This window comes from Mycobacterium sp. 5-140-3-2, from assembly GCF_035666375.1.
In the GTDB taxonomy this organism is placed as follows: domain Bacteria; phylum Actinomycetota; class Actinomycetes; order Mycobacteriales; family Mycobacteriaceae; genus Mycobacterium; species Mycobacterium intracellulare.
Genome location: NZ_CP142025.1, coordinates 497,547 through 510,891, shown reverse-complemented (window position 1 = coordinate 510,891; position 13,345 = coordinate 497,547). Strand labels below are relative to the sequence as shown.

The following is a 13,345-nucleotide window of genomic DNA, read 5'->3' as shown; positions in this document are numbered from 1 at the left end:
TCAGACTCCTTCTTTGGTGATCCCGCCAAGAACGATGGCGAGGTATTGCTGACCCACCTGCTGCGCGGTGAGCGGACCGCCGGGCTGATACCAGCGCACCGACACCCACGTGGTGTCACGGATGAAGCGGTAGACAAGGTCGACGTCGAGATCGGGACGGAAGTAGCCCTCGTCGACGCCCTGATGGAGCAGCTCGAGCCACATCTTGCGCTGTTGCCGGTTCATGTCCTCGATGTAGGAGAACCGGGGCTGTGACAACAGCCGCTGGGCTTCGTCCTGGTAGATGACGACCTGCGCGTGCCGGTGCTCGATCGCCTCGAACGACGCCATGAACAGCCCCTTGAGCCGCTCCAGCGGGTTGGCCTCGCCGTCCACGATCTCGCGGTACCGGGCGAACAACCAGTCCAGGAAGCTGCGCAAGAGCTCGTCGACCATCTCCTCTTTGGACGAGAAGTGGTGGTACAGGCTGCCCGACAGGATGCCGGCGCTGTCGGCGATGTCGCGCACCGTGGTGGCGCGCAGCCCGCGCTCGGCGAACATGGTCGCGGCAAGCTCCAGCAACTCGTCTCGCCGGCTGTTGGCCTGACCGGTCACTCGGTCCACCCGACCAGAGTATCAACCAAGCGCTTGCTTGGCCAGCGGGCCGGCTCTCACGGGTGCTGACTGGATACCGAGATGACCTCGCCGGTCAGGTAGCTGGAGTAGTCGCTGGCGAGGAAGGCGATGGTGGCCGCGACCTCCCACGGCTCGGCGGCGCGGCCGAAGGCCTCGCCCGCCGACAGTCGGTCGAGCAGATCGGCCGACGACGTTTTCTCCAGAAACTTGTGCCGCGCGATGCTCGGCGACACCGCGTTGATCCGTACCCCATACTCGGCGGCTTCGATTGCGCTGCACCGGGTCAGGGCCATCACGCCGGCCTTGGCGGCCGCGTAGTGCGACTGCGAGTGCTGGGCCCGCCAGCCCAGGACGCTGGCGTTGTTGACGATGACGCCGCCGTGTGGTGCCTCGCGGAAGTAGCGCAGCGCCGCGCGCGTGGCACGCAGCACCGACGTCAACGTCACGTTGAGGACGCGATCCCATTCCTCGTCGGTCATGTCGACGACCGGCGTCTGTCCGCCGAGCCCGGCGTTGTTGACCAGCACGTCGATCCGGCCCATCCGAGCGGTGGTCGACGCGATGAGGGCGTCGACTTGAGCGGTCGAGGTCACGTCGCAGACCACGTGCTCGACGCGGCCCTGCCCCAGCGCGGCGAGCTGCTCGGCCGTCTCCCCCAGGCGCCGTTCGTGGTGGTCGGAGATCACCACGTCGGCACCCTCGGCCAACGCCCGCCGCGCGGTCGCCGCGCCGATCCCGGTGCCGGCGGCGGCCGTCACGACCACCACCTTGCCCTGCAGAAGTCCATGTCCGGCAATCTCTTTGGGAGCTTCGGACAGACTCATCCCTTAACCTCTCGGGGTAGGCCGAGCACCCGCTCGGCGATGATGTTGCGCTGGATCTCGTTGGACCCGCCGTAGATGGTGTCGGCGCGGCTGAACAGGAACAGCCGCTGCCACTCGTCGAACTCGCCGTCGGCCAGGGTCAGGCCCGGCTTGCCGACGACGTCCATCGCCAGCTCGCCCAGATCGCGATGCCAGTTGGCCCACAACAGCTTCGACACGTTGTCCTGGCCCGGCTGCTCGACGTCCATCGTGGCCAGCGCGTACGAACGCATGGCCCGCAGGCCCGTCCACGCCCGGGTCAGCCGCTCGCGGATGAACGGGTCGTCAGCCGCGCCGGTCCGCTGGGCGAGCTCGGCGAGGTTGGAAAGCTCACGGGCGTAACGGATTTGTTGCCCGAGCGTCGAGACGCCGCGCTCGAACGTCAGCGTGCCCATCGCGACCCGCCAGCCGTCACCGGGCTCGCCGACCACCAGGTTGGCCTCGGTGCGGGCGTCGTCGAAGAACACCTCGTTGAATTCCGAGTCGCCGGTCAGCTGGATGATCGGCCGCACTTCCACGCCCGGCTGGTCCAGCGGCACCAGCAGATACGACAACCCAGCGTGCCGCTTGGAGCCCTTCTCGGTGCGCGCGACCACGAAGCACCACTGCGCCCAATGCGCCAGCGACGTCCAGACCTTCTGGCCGTTGATCACCCAGTGGTCGCCGTCGAGTTCGGCGGTGGTCGCCACGTTGGCCAGGTCGCTGCCGGCGCCGGGTTCCGAATAGCCCTGGCACCACAGCTCGGTGACATCGAGGATCTTGGGCAGGAAACGCTGCTGCTGCTCGGGTGTCCCGAACGCGATCAGCGTCGGCCCCAGCAGCTCCTCGCCGAAGTGGTTGACCTTGTCCGGGGCGTCGGCGCGGGCGTACTCCTCGTAGAACGCCACCCGGTGCGCGGTGGACAGGCCGCGGCCGCCGTGTTCGACCGGCCAGCCCAGGCAGGTCAGTCCGGCCTTGGCGAGATGCTGGTTCCAGGCCCGGCGTTCCTCGAAGGCCTCGTGCTCGCGGCCGGGGCCCCCGAGACCCTTGAGAGCTGCGAATTCACCGACCAGATTGTCGGCGAGCCAAGAGCGGACCTCGGCCCGGAACTCCTCGACGTCCTGCATGCCTTGTAGGCTAACCTACCAAGCACTTGCTTCGTTAGGCCGCCGTAGGAGAAGCGCCGATGACCACCGATCCCCGCACCGTGCCCGCGGCGCTGGATCGTTTCGCGCGCCAACTCCCCGATCACGACGCGTTGGTCACCGAGGACCGGTCGTTCACCGCCGCGGCGTTGCGCGACGAGGTGCACCGGTCGGCGGCGGCGCTGATCGCGCTGGGCGTGCAGCCCGGCGACCGGGTGGCGATCTGGTCCCCCAACACCTGGCATTGGGTGGTGGCCTGCCTGGCGATCCACCACGCCGGCGCCGCGATGGTCCCGCTGAACACCCGCTACACCGCCGCGGAGGCCGGTGACATCCTGGCCCGCGTCGAGGCGCCGGTGCTGTTCGGCATGGGCGAGTTCCTGGGCAACGACCGCGTCGCCGACCTGGATCGGGCGGCGCTGCCCGCGCTGCGGCACATTGTGCGGATACCGATCGATGCCGCGGATGGCACCTGGGACGAATTCATCGCCGGCGGCACCGATCTCGACGCGGTGGCCGCCCGGGCCGCGGCGGTCACACCCGACGACGTCAGCGACATCCTGTTCACGTCGGGCACCACCGGCCGCAGCAAGGGCGTGCTGTGCGCGCACCGGCAGTCGCTGTCGGCCTCGGCGTCGTGGGCCGCCAACGGCAAGATCACCGCCGACGACCGCTACCTGTGCATCAACCCGTTCTTTCACAACTTCGGCTACAAGGCCGGCATCCTGGCGTGCCTGCAGACCGGCGCGACGCTGATCCCCCACCTCACCTTCGACCCGCTGCGCGCGCTGCGGGCGATCGAGCAACACCGCATCACCGTATTGCCCGGTCCGCCAACGATTTACCAGACCCTGCTCGATCATCCGGCTCGTGGCGATTACGACCTGAGCTCGCTGCGCTTCGCGGTGACGGGGGCGGCCACCGTGCCGGTCGTGTTGGTCGAGCGCATGCAGTCCGAACTCGACATCGACATCGTGCTGACGGCTTACGGCCTCACCGAGGCCAACGGCATGGGAACCATGTGCCGCGCCGACGACGACGCGGTCACCGTCGCCACCACCTGCGGGCGCCCGTTCGCCGACTTCGAATTGCGCATCGACTCCGGGGAATCCGGCGAATCGGGAGAGGTGTTGCTGCGTGGGCCCAACGTGATGCTGGGCTACCTCGACGACCCGGCGGCCACCGCCGCCGCCATCGATGCCGACGGTTGGCTGCACACCGGTGACATCGGTGTGCTGGACGCGGCCGGCAACCTGCGCATCACCGACCGGCTCAAGGACATGTACATCTGCGGGGGATTCAACGTGTACCCCGCCGAGATCGAGCAGGTGCTGGCCCGGCTCGACGGTGTGGCCGATGCGGCGGTGATCGGGGTTCCCGACGAGCGACTCGGCGAAGTCGGCCGGGCGTTTCTGGTCACCCGCCCGGGGGCACAACTCGACGAACAATCTGTGATCGCATACACCCGTGAGCATTTGGCGAACTTCAAGACACCGAGGTCGGTGCGGTTCGTCGACGCGTTGCCGCGCAATGCCGGCGGCAAGGTGCTCAAACCACAACTGCGAGAGCTGGACTGATGGATCTGGATCTAGACGACGACACCTTGGCTTTCCAGGCCGAGGTCCGGGAATTCTTGTCGGCCAATGCCGAGTCGATCCCGACGAAGTCATACGACAACGCCGAAGGCTTTGAGCAGCACCGGCATTGGGACCGGGTGCTGTTCGACGCCGGGCTTTCGGTGATCACCTGGCCGAAGCGCTACGGCGGCCGCGACGCGCCGCTGCTGCACTGGGTGGTGTTCGAAGAGGAGTACTTCCGTGCCGGGGCGCCCGGCCGGGCCAGCGCCAACGGCACCTCGATGCTGGCCCCGACGCTGTTTGCGCACGGCACCGAAGAGCAGCGCGACCGGATCCTGCCCAAAATGGCCAGCGGCGAGGAGATCTGGGCGCAGGCGTGGTCCGAGCCCGAATCGGGCAGCGACCTGGCGTCGCTGCGGTCCACCGCGACGGCGACCGACGGCGGCTGGCTGCTCAACGGGCAGAAGATCTGGAGCTCACGGGCGCCGTTCGCCGAGCGGGGATTCGGGCTGTTCCGCTCCGACCCCGGCGCCGAGCGCCACAACGGGCTGACCTACTTCATGTTCGACCTGAAGGCCAAGGGCGTGACCGTGCGGCCGATCGTCCAACTGGGCGGCGACACCGGATTCGGCGAGATCTTCCTCGACGACGTCTTCGTCCCCGACGAGGACGTGATCGGCACCCCGCACGAGGGCTGGCGGGCGGCGATGAGCACGTCGAGCAACGAACGCGGCATGTCGCTGCGCAGCCCGGCCCGCTTCCTGGCGACGGCGGAACGGTTGGTGCAGCTTTGGAAGGAGGCCGGCGCACCGGCCGCGTTCGCCGACCGGGTCGCCGACGGCTGGATCAAGGCGCAGGCCTACCGGCTGCAGACCTTCGGCACGGTGACCAGGCTGGCACTCGGTGGTGAGCTGGGGGCCGAATCGTCGGTGACCAAAGTGTTCTGGTCCGACCTCGACGTCGAACTGCACCAGACCGCGCTCGACATCCTGGCCGCGGACGGGGAACTCGCCGGCCCGTGGACCGAAGGTCTGCTGTTCGCGCTGGGCGGCCCGATCTATGCCGGCACCAACGAAATTCAGCGCAACATCATCTCCGAGCGGTTGCTGGGCCTGCCGCGCGAGAAGTCCGGGGGCAAGAAGTGAGATTTGCGCTAGACGAACAGCAGCGTGACTTCGCGGCCAGCATCGACGCCGCGCTCGGCTCGGCGGACCTGCCCAGCGCCGTGCGGGCGTGGGCGGCGGGCGACACCGCGCCGGGCCGCAAGGTGTGGGAACAGCTGGCCAACTTGGGTGTCACCGCCTTGGCCGTGCCGGAGAAATTCGACGGCATCGGGGCGGACCCGATCGACCTCGTCCTCGCCCTCGAACGCCTAGGGCGCTGGTGCGTGCCCGGCCCGGTGGTCGAATCCATCGCCGTGGCACCGGTATTGCTCGACTCCGACGATCACGCCGAGCGGTGCGCCGGCCTCGCTGCCGGCGAGCTGATCGCCACGGTCGCGCTGCCGCCGCGGGTGCCGCGGGCCGTCGACGCCGACGTGGCGAACCTGGTGCTGCTGGCCGGTGACGAGGGGGTCACCGAAGCCACCGCGGGGGAAGAGCACGAGTCCGTCGACCCCAGCCGCCACCTGTATGACGTGACCCCGACCGGCTCCGCTTGGGAAGCAGACGGCAAGCGCGCCTACGAGTTCGGCACGCTGGGTACCGCCGCGCAACTGGTCGGCGCCGCCGAGGCGCTGCGCGACGCCGCCGTCGACTACGCCAAGCAACGCACCCAGTTCGGCCGGGTGATCGGCTCGTATCAGGCGATCAAGCACAAGCTCGCCGACGTGCACATCGCCATCGAACTGGCCCGGCCGCTGGTGCACGGCGCGGCGCTGACGCTGGACCCCCGGGACGTGAGCGCGGCCAAGGCGGCGGCCTCCGACGCGGGCCTGCTGGCCGCGCGGTCGGCGCTGCAGACCCACGGCGCGATCGGGTTCACCCAGGAACACGACCTGTCGCTGTTGCTGCTGCGGGTGCAGGCGCTGCGATCCGCCTGGGGCACACTGGAAGAACATCGGCGACGAGTGCTGGAGGCGCTGTGACTCGCACCGCGACGATGCAGAGCCTAGCGATGAGAAGGAGCGGCACCCATGACTCGCGCCGCGACGATGCAGAGCGTAGCGATGAGAAGGAGCGGCACCCATGACTCGCGCCGCGACGATGCAGAGCCTAGCGATGAGAAGGAGCGGCACCCATGACTCGCGCCGCGACGATGCAGAGCCTAGCGATGAGAAGGAGCGGCACCCATGACTCGCGCCGCGACGATGCAGAGCCTAGCGATGAGAAGGAGCGGCGCCCATGACTCGCGCCGCGACGATGCAGAGCCTAGCGATGAGAAGGAGCGGCGCCCATGACTCGCGCCGCGACGATGCAGAGCGTAGCGATGAGAAGGAGCGGCGCCCATGACTGAGGAACGCGAGCTGCTCCGCGAGACCGTCGCCGCGCTGGTCGCCAAGCACGCCGGCCCGGCGGCGGTGCGCGCCGCCATGGAGTCCGATCGCGGCTACGACGAATCGCTCTGGCGGCTGCTGTGCGAGCAGGTCGGCGCCGCGGCCCTGGTGATACCGGAGGAACTGGGCGGCGCCGGCGGTGAATTGGCCGACGCCGCAGCGGTTTTGCAGGAGCTGGGCCGCGCCCTGGTGCCCTCCCCGCTGCTGGGCACCACGCTGGCCGAGCTGGCGCTGCTGAGCGCCCCCGAGCCCGACGCCGCGACGCTGGAGGGCCTGGCCGAGGGCACCGCGATCGGCGCGCTGGTGCTCGATCCCGACTACGTGGTCAACGGCGACATCGCCGACGTCGTGGTCGCCGTCGAGGACGGCCGGCTGAGCAGGTGGACCCGCTTCAGCGCGCAGGCCGTCACCACCATGGACCCGACCCGGCGCCTGGCCCGGGTGCAACCGCAGGAGGCCGAGGCGATCGGCGCGGACCCCGGCCTGGCGGACAAGGCTGCCGTCCTGCTGGCCGCCGAGCAGATCGGCGCCGCCGAACGCTGTCTGGAGCTGACCGTCGAATACGCCAAGGACCGAGTGCAATTCGGCCGGCCGATCGGCAGCTTTCAGGCGCTCAAGCATCGGATGGCCGACCTGTATGTCACGGTCGCCGCGGCGAAGGCCGTCGTGTCCGACGCGTGTGACGAGCCCTCACCCACCAACGCCGCCGCCGCACGGCTGGCCGCCACCGAGGCGCTGAACACGGTGGCCGCCGAGGGCATCCAGTTGCACGGCGGCATCGCGATCACGTGGGAACACGACATGCACCTGTACCTCAAACGCGCCCACGGCAGCGCGCACCTGCTGGACACGCCGCAGGAGCTGCTTAACCGGCTTGAATCCGAGGTACTCAACACGCCGTGACCGATCGTGTCTCGCTGCGCGCGGGCATCCCACCGTTCTACGTGATGGATGTCTGGTTGGCGGCCGCCGAACGCCAGCGCAGCCACGGCGATCTGGTCAACCTGTCGGCGGGCCAACCCAGCGTCGGGGCGCCCGCGCCGGTGCGCGCGGCCGCCGCGGAGGCCGTGCATTCCAACCAGCTGGGCTATTCGGTGTCGCTGGGCACCCCCGAGCTGCGAGCCGCGATCGCCGCGGATTACCGGCGCCAGCACGGCCTCGACGTCGAACCCGACGCCGTGGTGATCACCACGGGCTCCTCCGGCGGCTTCCTGCTCACCTTTCTGGCCTGCTTCGACGCCGGCGACCGCGTGGCCCTGGCCAGCCCCGGCTATCCGTGCTACCGAAACATCTTGTCGGCCTTGGGATGTGAGGTCGTGGAGATCCCCTGCGGGCCCCAGACCCGCTTCCAGCCCACCGCGCGGATGCTCGCCGAGCTCGACCCCCCGGTGCAGGGCGTCATCGTGGCGAGCCCCGCCAACCCCACCGGAACGGTCATCGCGCCGGAGGAGCTGGCCGCGATCGCCGCCTGGTGCGACGCCTCCGGGGCGCGGCTGATCAGCGACGAGGTGTACCACGGGCTGGTCTACGAGGGCGCGCCACAGACCAGCTGCGCGTGGCAGACATCGCGAAATGCCGTGGTGGTCAACAGCTTTTCGAAGTACTACGCGATGACGGGCTGGCGGCTGGGCTGGCTGCTGGTGCCGGCCGAGTTACGCCGCGCGGTGGATCGCCTCACCGGCAACTTCACCATCTGCCCGCCCGTGCTCTCGCAGCTGGCCGCGGTGGCGGCCTTCACCCCGGAAGCCACCGCCGAAGCCGACGGCCACCTGCACCACTACGCGACCAACCGCTCGCTGCTGCTCGACGGGCTGCGCGGCATCGGTGTCGAGCGCCTGGCCCCCACCGACGGCGCCTTCTACGTGTACGCCGACGTCTCGGACTTCACCGACAACTCGATGGAGTTCTGCTCGAAACTGTTGGAAGAGACCGGCATCGCCATCGCGCCCGGCATCGACTTCGACACCACCCGCGGCAATTCGTTCGTCCGGCTGTCCTTCGCCGGGCCCACCGCCGACATCGAGGAAGCGGTGCGACGGCTCGGCCCGTGGCTTTCAGCCCGCTAGCCGCGCCGCGCCTACGCGTCCAACACCTGCCCGATGCGCGCCTCGAGCGCACTGCGCTCGCCGATGCCGGCCACATCGATGCCGAATCGCTCGCCGAGCACGTCGACGACCGCCGCCGCGTCGTCCAGGCGGATCTTCTCGCTGCCGTCGGCGCGGTGGACGGTCAGGTGGCGGCCGGCCAGGTTGTAGCGGGCGTCGGCGGTCGTCAGGGCGGCCATCAACCCGGTCACGAAGTGCGACTCGGGGTGCGTGGACACGTACCAGCTGCCCACCCGCAGATCGATCTGCGGCACGGTCTGGGTGCCGAACACGTACAGCGGTTTCCACTCGTCGCGGACCAGGGCTTGCAGCACCAGGCCGTCGCCGCGGTCATTGAGCCGGTACGGCTCGTGCGTTGTCTGCTGGGCGTTTCCGGTCTCGAAGCGGATGGGGGACGTCAGCGTCTGACCACCGAAACCGACGTCGACCAGATAGGAGCCCTGCGAGCCCGGGAACGTCACAGCCAGCGCCGTGTGCGTCTGGGCTCCCAGCGGCGCGTCGGGCGGCTGCATCCAGACCACCCGCCCGGCCAGGCGGCGCACCCGGAACCCGATCTCGGCCAGCACGTAACCCATCAGGCCGTTCTGCTCGTAGCAGTAGCCGCCCCGGCGCCGGTACACCAGCTTGTCGGTGAGGGCTTCGGGGCTCAGGTCGTCGACCGGTACCCCCATCAGCGGATCGAGGTTCTCGAACGGGATCGACCCGGTGTGCGCGGTCATCAGATCCTGCAGCACCTCGAGATTCGGCTCGGCGGCGCCGCGATAGTCGATGCGGTCGAAGTACGCGCCCAGATCCAGCGTCATGAAACCATTCTGGGCCCAACGTGGGGCGTTACGGCGGCCGGGTGTCCCGCGGGCGTAACGCCACGGCGGAAAAACGCACGCGAAGTCGCCGTGGCGTTACGGCGAAGAGAACCCCTACAGCCAGGTGTCCTGGGTGGTCGTGGTGAGGAACGCTTCCAGGTCGTCGCGCCACTGCGCCGGCGTCGTCTTGTCCGGCTCGATGCCGGTGTATTCACCGCGATAGAACAGCAGCGGCCGCGGCTTGATCTTGGGGGCCTCCGAAAGCGATTGCACCGCACCGAACACCACGAAGTGGTCGCCGCCGTCGTGCGCGGAGGCCACGGTGCAGTCGATGTAGGCCAGCGACCCGTCGATGATCGGTGAACCGAGATCGGAAAGGTGCCAGTCGATGCCGGCGAATTTGTCGGGCTCCTTGGAGCCGAACCGGGCCGAGACGTGCTTCTGGTTCTCGGTCAGCATGTTGACGCAGAACCGGCCGGAGGCCTCGATGGCCTTCCAGGACCGCGACACCTTGGTCGGGCAGAACAGCACCAGCGGCGGGTCCAGCGACAGCGCCGCAAACGACTGGCAGGCGAAGCCGACGGGGACGTCGTCGTGCACGGTGGTGATGATGGTGATGCCGGTGCAGAACTGCCCCAGCACCTGCCGGAAGGTCCGCGGATCGATGGGCGCCGACATGGTCAGCCGCGCATGCCGACCGTGAAGTCGTGGCCCCACAGGCTGACCGCGGTGCTTTCCCGGGCGACCCAGTCGTCGTCTTCGACTTGCCTTCCCTCGCAACCGAATTCGATGTCGAATCCGCCGGGTGTCTTCATGTAGAACGACAGCATGAGGTCGTTGACGTGACGGCCCAGGGTGGCCGACATGGGCACCTTGCGGCGCAGCGCCCGGTCCAGGCACAGCCCCACGTCGTCGGCGTTCTCGACCTCCATCATCAGGTGCACGATGCCGCTCGGTGTGGGCAGCGGCAGGAAGGCCAGGCTGTGATGGCGCGGGTTGCAGCCGAAGAAACGCAACCAGGCGGGGGCCCCGTCGGCGGGCCGGCCCACCACCTGCGGCGGCATCCGCATCGAGTCGCGCAGCTTGAACCCCAGCACGTCGCGGTAGAAGTGCAGCGCCTCGTCGTCGTCGCGGGTGGACAACACCACGTGCCCCAGGCCCTGCTCACCGGTGACGAACTTGTGCCCGTAGGGGCTGACCACCCGGCGGTGTTCCAGGGCGACGCCGTGGAAGACCTCCAGGCAATTGCCCGACGGGTCGGAGAACCGGATCATCTCGACGACCCGGCGGTCCGCCAGTTGCGCGGCGGTGGCTTCCTTGTAGGGGACGCCCTCGACGTCGAGGCGGTCCCGGATCTCTTGCAGGCCTTCGGCGTTCGCGCACTCCCAGCCGGCCTCCATGAGGTGGTCGCGCTCGCCGGGCACGATCACCAGCCGCGCGGGGAAGTCGTCCATCCGCAGATACAGGGCGCCCTCGGTGTTGCCGCTGCCCTCGACCATGCCGAGAACCTTCAGGCCGTACTCACGCCAGGCCGCCATGTCGGTGGCCTCGATGCGCAGATAGCCCAGCGAACGGATGCTCATCACGCACCTCCCAGGAAATCGATGGTGAGCTTGTTGAACTCGTCGAACTTCTCCACCTGCGCCCAGTGCCCACACTGCCCGAAAACGTGCAGCTGCGCACGCTTGATGGTCTTGAGCGCGACCAGCGACCCGTCCAAGGGATTGACGCGGTCCTCACGCCCCCAGATCAGCAGCACGGGCTGGCGCAGGCGGTGCACCTCGCGCCACATCATGCCGAGCTCGAAATCGGCGCCCGCGAACGACATTCCCATCGCCCGCGTCGCGGTCAGCGATTCCGGCGTGCTGGCCAACGCGAACCGCTCGTCGATCAATTCGTCGGTGATCAGCTTCTGGTCGTAGACCATCACCCGCAGGAACGCCTCGAGGTTTTCCCGGGTGGGCTCGGCCGAGAACTTGCCCAGCCGCTTGACGCCCTCGGTGGGGTCCGGGGCGAACAGGTTGATGCTCAGCCCGCCGGGCCCCATCAGGACCAGGCGCCCGGCCAGGTCGGGGTAGTCCAGGGCGAACCGGACCGCGGTGCCCCCGCCCAGCGAATTGCCCACCAGCGGAACGCGTCCCAGGCCCAGGTGGTCGAAGAGGCCCTTGAGCGCCCTGGCCGCGTAGTGGTTGAACTGCCCGTGCTCGGCGCGCTTGTCCGAATGCCCGTAACCGGGCTGATCGACGGCGAGCACGTGGAACCGCTCGGCGAGCACCGGGATGTTGCGCGACCAGTTCGTCCAGCTCGCCGCCCCGGGTCCGCCGCCGTGCAGCAGCACGATGGTCTGGTCGTTGCCGACCCCCGCCTCGTGGTAGTGCAGCTTCAGCGGTCCGTCGACGTCCACCTCCACGAACCGCGAGGTCGACTCGAAAGTGAGTTCCTCTGTCGCGGTCACTTAGCGCCGCTCCTCCTCATCGATTCGCTCTGCATCGTCGTCGGCGCGCATGGTTTAGACCATCGTGTCGCCGGGTGGCAGCCCGAACTCGTTGTTCCCGAAGATCTGGTAGGCCCGCTCGGGGTCGTTCGCCGCGTGCACCCGGCCGGCGTGGGCGTCGCGCCAGAACCGTTGCACCGGTTGGTCGTTGGCCAGGGCGGTGGCACCGGACGCCTCGAACAACCGGTCGATGGAGGCGATGGCCCGGCCGGTGGCGCGCACCTGGTCGCGACGGGCGCGGGCGCGCAGCTCGAACGGGATCTCCTTGCCGGCCGACAGCAGCGCGTACTCGTCGGCGACGTTGCCGCTCAGCTGGCGCCACGCCGCGTCGATGTCGCTGGCCGCCTCGGCGATGCGGACCTTGGCGAACGGGTCGTCCTTGGCCTTCTCGCCGGCGAACGCCGCGCGCACCCGCTTGCCCTGGTGCTCGACGTGCGCGGCGTAGGCGCCGTAGGCCATGCCGACGATCGGCGCCGAGATGGTGGTGGGATGCATTGTGCCCCAAGGCATCTTGTAGACGGGCGCGGTGTTGGTCTCATAACCCCCGGCGGTGCCGTCGTTCATCGCCTTGTAGGACAAAAACCGGTGCCGCGGCACGAAGACGTCCTTGACGACGACGGTGTTGCTGCCGGTGCCGCGCAGGCCGACGACGTGCCACACGTCGTCGATGCGGTACTCGCTGCGCGGGATCAGGAAGCTGCCGAAGTCGACCGGGCGGCCGTCCTTGATCACCGGGCCACCCAGGAACGCCCACGTCGCGTGGTCACAGCCCGAGGACCAGTTCCACGCGCCGTTGACCAGGTAGCCGCCGTCGGTCACCACGCCCGCGCCCATCGGGGCGTACGACGAGGAAACCCGGGTCTTGGGGTCCTCGCCCCAGACCTCCTCCTGGGCCTGCTGGTCGAACAACGCCAGGTGCCAGTTGTGCACGCCGATGATGGAGCTGACCCAGCCGGTGGAGCCGCAGGCGCTGGCCAGCCGGCGGACCGCCTCGTAGAACAGCGTCGGATCGCACTGCAGTCCGCCCCACTGCTCGGGCTGCAACAGCGTGAAGAAGCCCACGTCTTGCAGGTCCTGAACGGTCTCGTCGGGCAGCCGCCGCAGATCCTCCGTCGCCTGAGCGCGCTCCCGGATATGCGGGAGCAGATCATCGATGCCAGCCAGAACCGACTGCGCATCACGCTGTTGAATGGACGTCACTTAAGTTTGCCTCCTGGGCCAGACTTACACAGCGGACTTACACCAGAGACTAGAACACGTTCCGATTTGT

General features: G+C 68.8%; 13 protein-coding genes. 5 read left to right on the top strand and 8 right to left on the bottom strand.

Annotated elements, in window-relative coordinates:
- The 3 genes from kstR2 to ipdE1 are packed head-to-tail and all read right to left on the bottom strand — an operon-like array spanning position 1 to position 2,584.
- On the bottom strand, positions 1-603 hold the full coding sequence (gene kstR2 / locus P6281_RS02565; protein ID WP_008263620.1) for a TetR family transcriptional regulator KstR2: 603 nt from the start codon (positions 601-603) through the stop codon (positions 1-3).
- 47 nt (positions 604-650) lie between these two features.
- Positions 651-1,439, bottom strand: coding sequence for a (5R,7aS)-5-hydroxy-7a-methyl-1-oxo-2,3,5,6,7,7a-hexahydro-1H-indene-carboxyl-CoA reductase (ipdF, locus tag P6281_RS02560; RefSeq protein ID WP_009956926.1), 789 nt, complete (start codon positions 1,437-1,439; stop codon positions 651-653).
- Positions 1,436-2,584 carry an acyl-CoA dehydrogenase IpdE1 gene (gene ipdE1 / locus P6281_RS02555; RefSeq protein ID WP_008263616.1) on the bottom strand — a complete coding sequence of 383 codons (1,149 nt, stop codon included), beginning with the start codon at positions 2,582-2,584 and terminating at the stop codon, positions 1,436-1,438. Before ipdE1 ends, ipdF begins: the two co-directional genes overlap by 4 nt.
- A gap of 59 nt (positions 2,585-2,643) precedes the next feature.
- Between ipdE1 and fadD3 the strand changes: the two genes are divergently transcribed.
- From fadD3 to P6281_RS02530, 5 genes are all read left to right on the top strand, one after another.
- Positions 2,644-4,179, top strand: a complete 1,536-nt coding sequence (gene fadD3, locus P6281_RS02550; RefSeq protein WP_014383763.1) for a 3-((3aS,4S,7aS)-7a-methyl-1,5-dioxo-octahydro-1H-inden-4-yl)propanoate--CoA ligase FadD3 — start codon at positions 2,644-2,646, stop codon at positions 4,177-4,179.
- The gene (locus tag P6281_RS02545; protein WP_008263612.1) at positions 4,179-5,324 is read left to right on the top strand and encodes an acyl-CoA dehydrogenase family protein; all 1,146 of its coding nucleotides are present in this window, start codon (positions 4,179-4,181) and stop codon (positions 5,322-5,324) included. Before fadD3 ends, P6281_RS02545 begins: the two co-directional genes overlap by 1 nt.
- Positions 5,321-6,265, top strand: a complete 945-nt coding sequence (locus P6281_RS02540; RefSeq protein ID WP_014383762.1) for an acyl-CoA dehydrogenase family protein — start codon at positions 5,321-5,323, stop codon at positions 6,263-6,265. Before P6281_RS02545 ends, P6281_RS02540 begins: the two co-directional genes overlap by 4 nt.
- Before the next feature lie 360 nt (positions 6,266-6,625).
- Positions 6,626-7,576: an acyl-CoA dehydrogenase IpdE2 gene (gene ipdE2 / locus P6281_RS02535; protein ID WP_014383761.1), complete on the top strand. Its 951-nt coding sequence runs from the start codon at positions 6,626-6,628 to the stop codon at positions 7,574-7,576.
- Complete coding sequence (locus P6281_RS02530) at positions 7,573-8,739, top strand: pyridoxal phosphate-dependent aminotransferase (RefSeq protein ID WP_014383760.1); 1,167 nt, start codon at positions 7,573-7,575, stop codon at positions 8,737-8,739. Before ipdE2 ends, P6281_RS02530 begins: the two co-directional genes overlap by 4 nt.
- A gap of 11 nt (positions 8,740-8,750) precedes the next feature.
- Here the strand turns inward: P6281_RS02530 and P6281_RS02525 are convergent, their stop codons facing one another.
- From P6281_RS02525 to hsaA, 5 genes are all read right to left on the bottom strand, one after another.
- On the bottom strand, positions 8,751-9,581 hold the full coding sequence (locus P6281_RS02525) for an arylamine N-acetyltransferase family protein (RefSeq protein WP_009957028.1): 831 nt from the start codon (positions 9,579-9,581) through the stop codon (positions 8,751-8,753).
- A 114-nt stretch (positions 9,582-9,695) separates the two neighbouring features.
- On the bottom strand, positions 9,696-10,259 hold the full coding sequence (hsaB, locus tag P6281_RS02520) for a 3-hydroxy-9,10-secoandrosta-1,3,5(10)-triene-9,17-dione monooxygenase reductase subunit (protein ID WP_008263575.1): 564 nt from the start codon (positions 10,257-10,259) through the stop codon (positions 9,696-9,698).
- Positions 10,260-10,261: 2 nt separating this feature from the next.
- Entirely contained in the window at positions 10,262-11,164 is a 903-nt protein-coding gene (hsaC, locus tag P6281_RS02515) for an iron-dependent extradiol dioxygenase HsaC (RefSeq protein ID WP_009957026.1), read from the bottom strand.
- Positions 11,164-12,036: a 4,5:9,10-diseco-3-hydroxy-5,9,17-trioxoandrosta-1(10),2-diene-4-oate hydrolase gene (gene hsaD / locus P6281_RS02510; RefSeq protein WP_009957025.1), complete on the bottom strand. Its 873-nt coding sequence runs from the start codon at positions 12,034-12,036 to the stop codon at positions 11,164-11,166. The genes hsaC and hsaD overlap by 1 nt, the downstream gene beginning before the upstream one ends.
- A 54-nt stretch (positions 12,037-12,090) precedes the next feature.
- Positions 12,091-13,275, bottom strand: coding sequence for a 3-hydroxy-9,10-secoandrosta-1,3,5(10)-triene-9,17-dione monooxygenase oxygenase subunit (hsaA, locus tag P6281_RS02505; RefSeq protein ID WP_201407461.1), 1,185 nt, complete (start codon positions 13,273-13,275; stop codon positions 12,091-12,093).
- Positions 13,276-13,345: the final 70 nt, after the last annotated feature.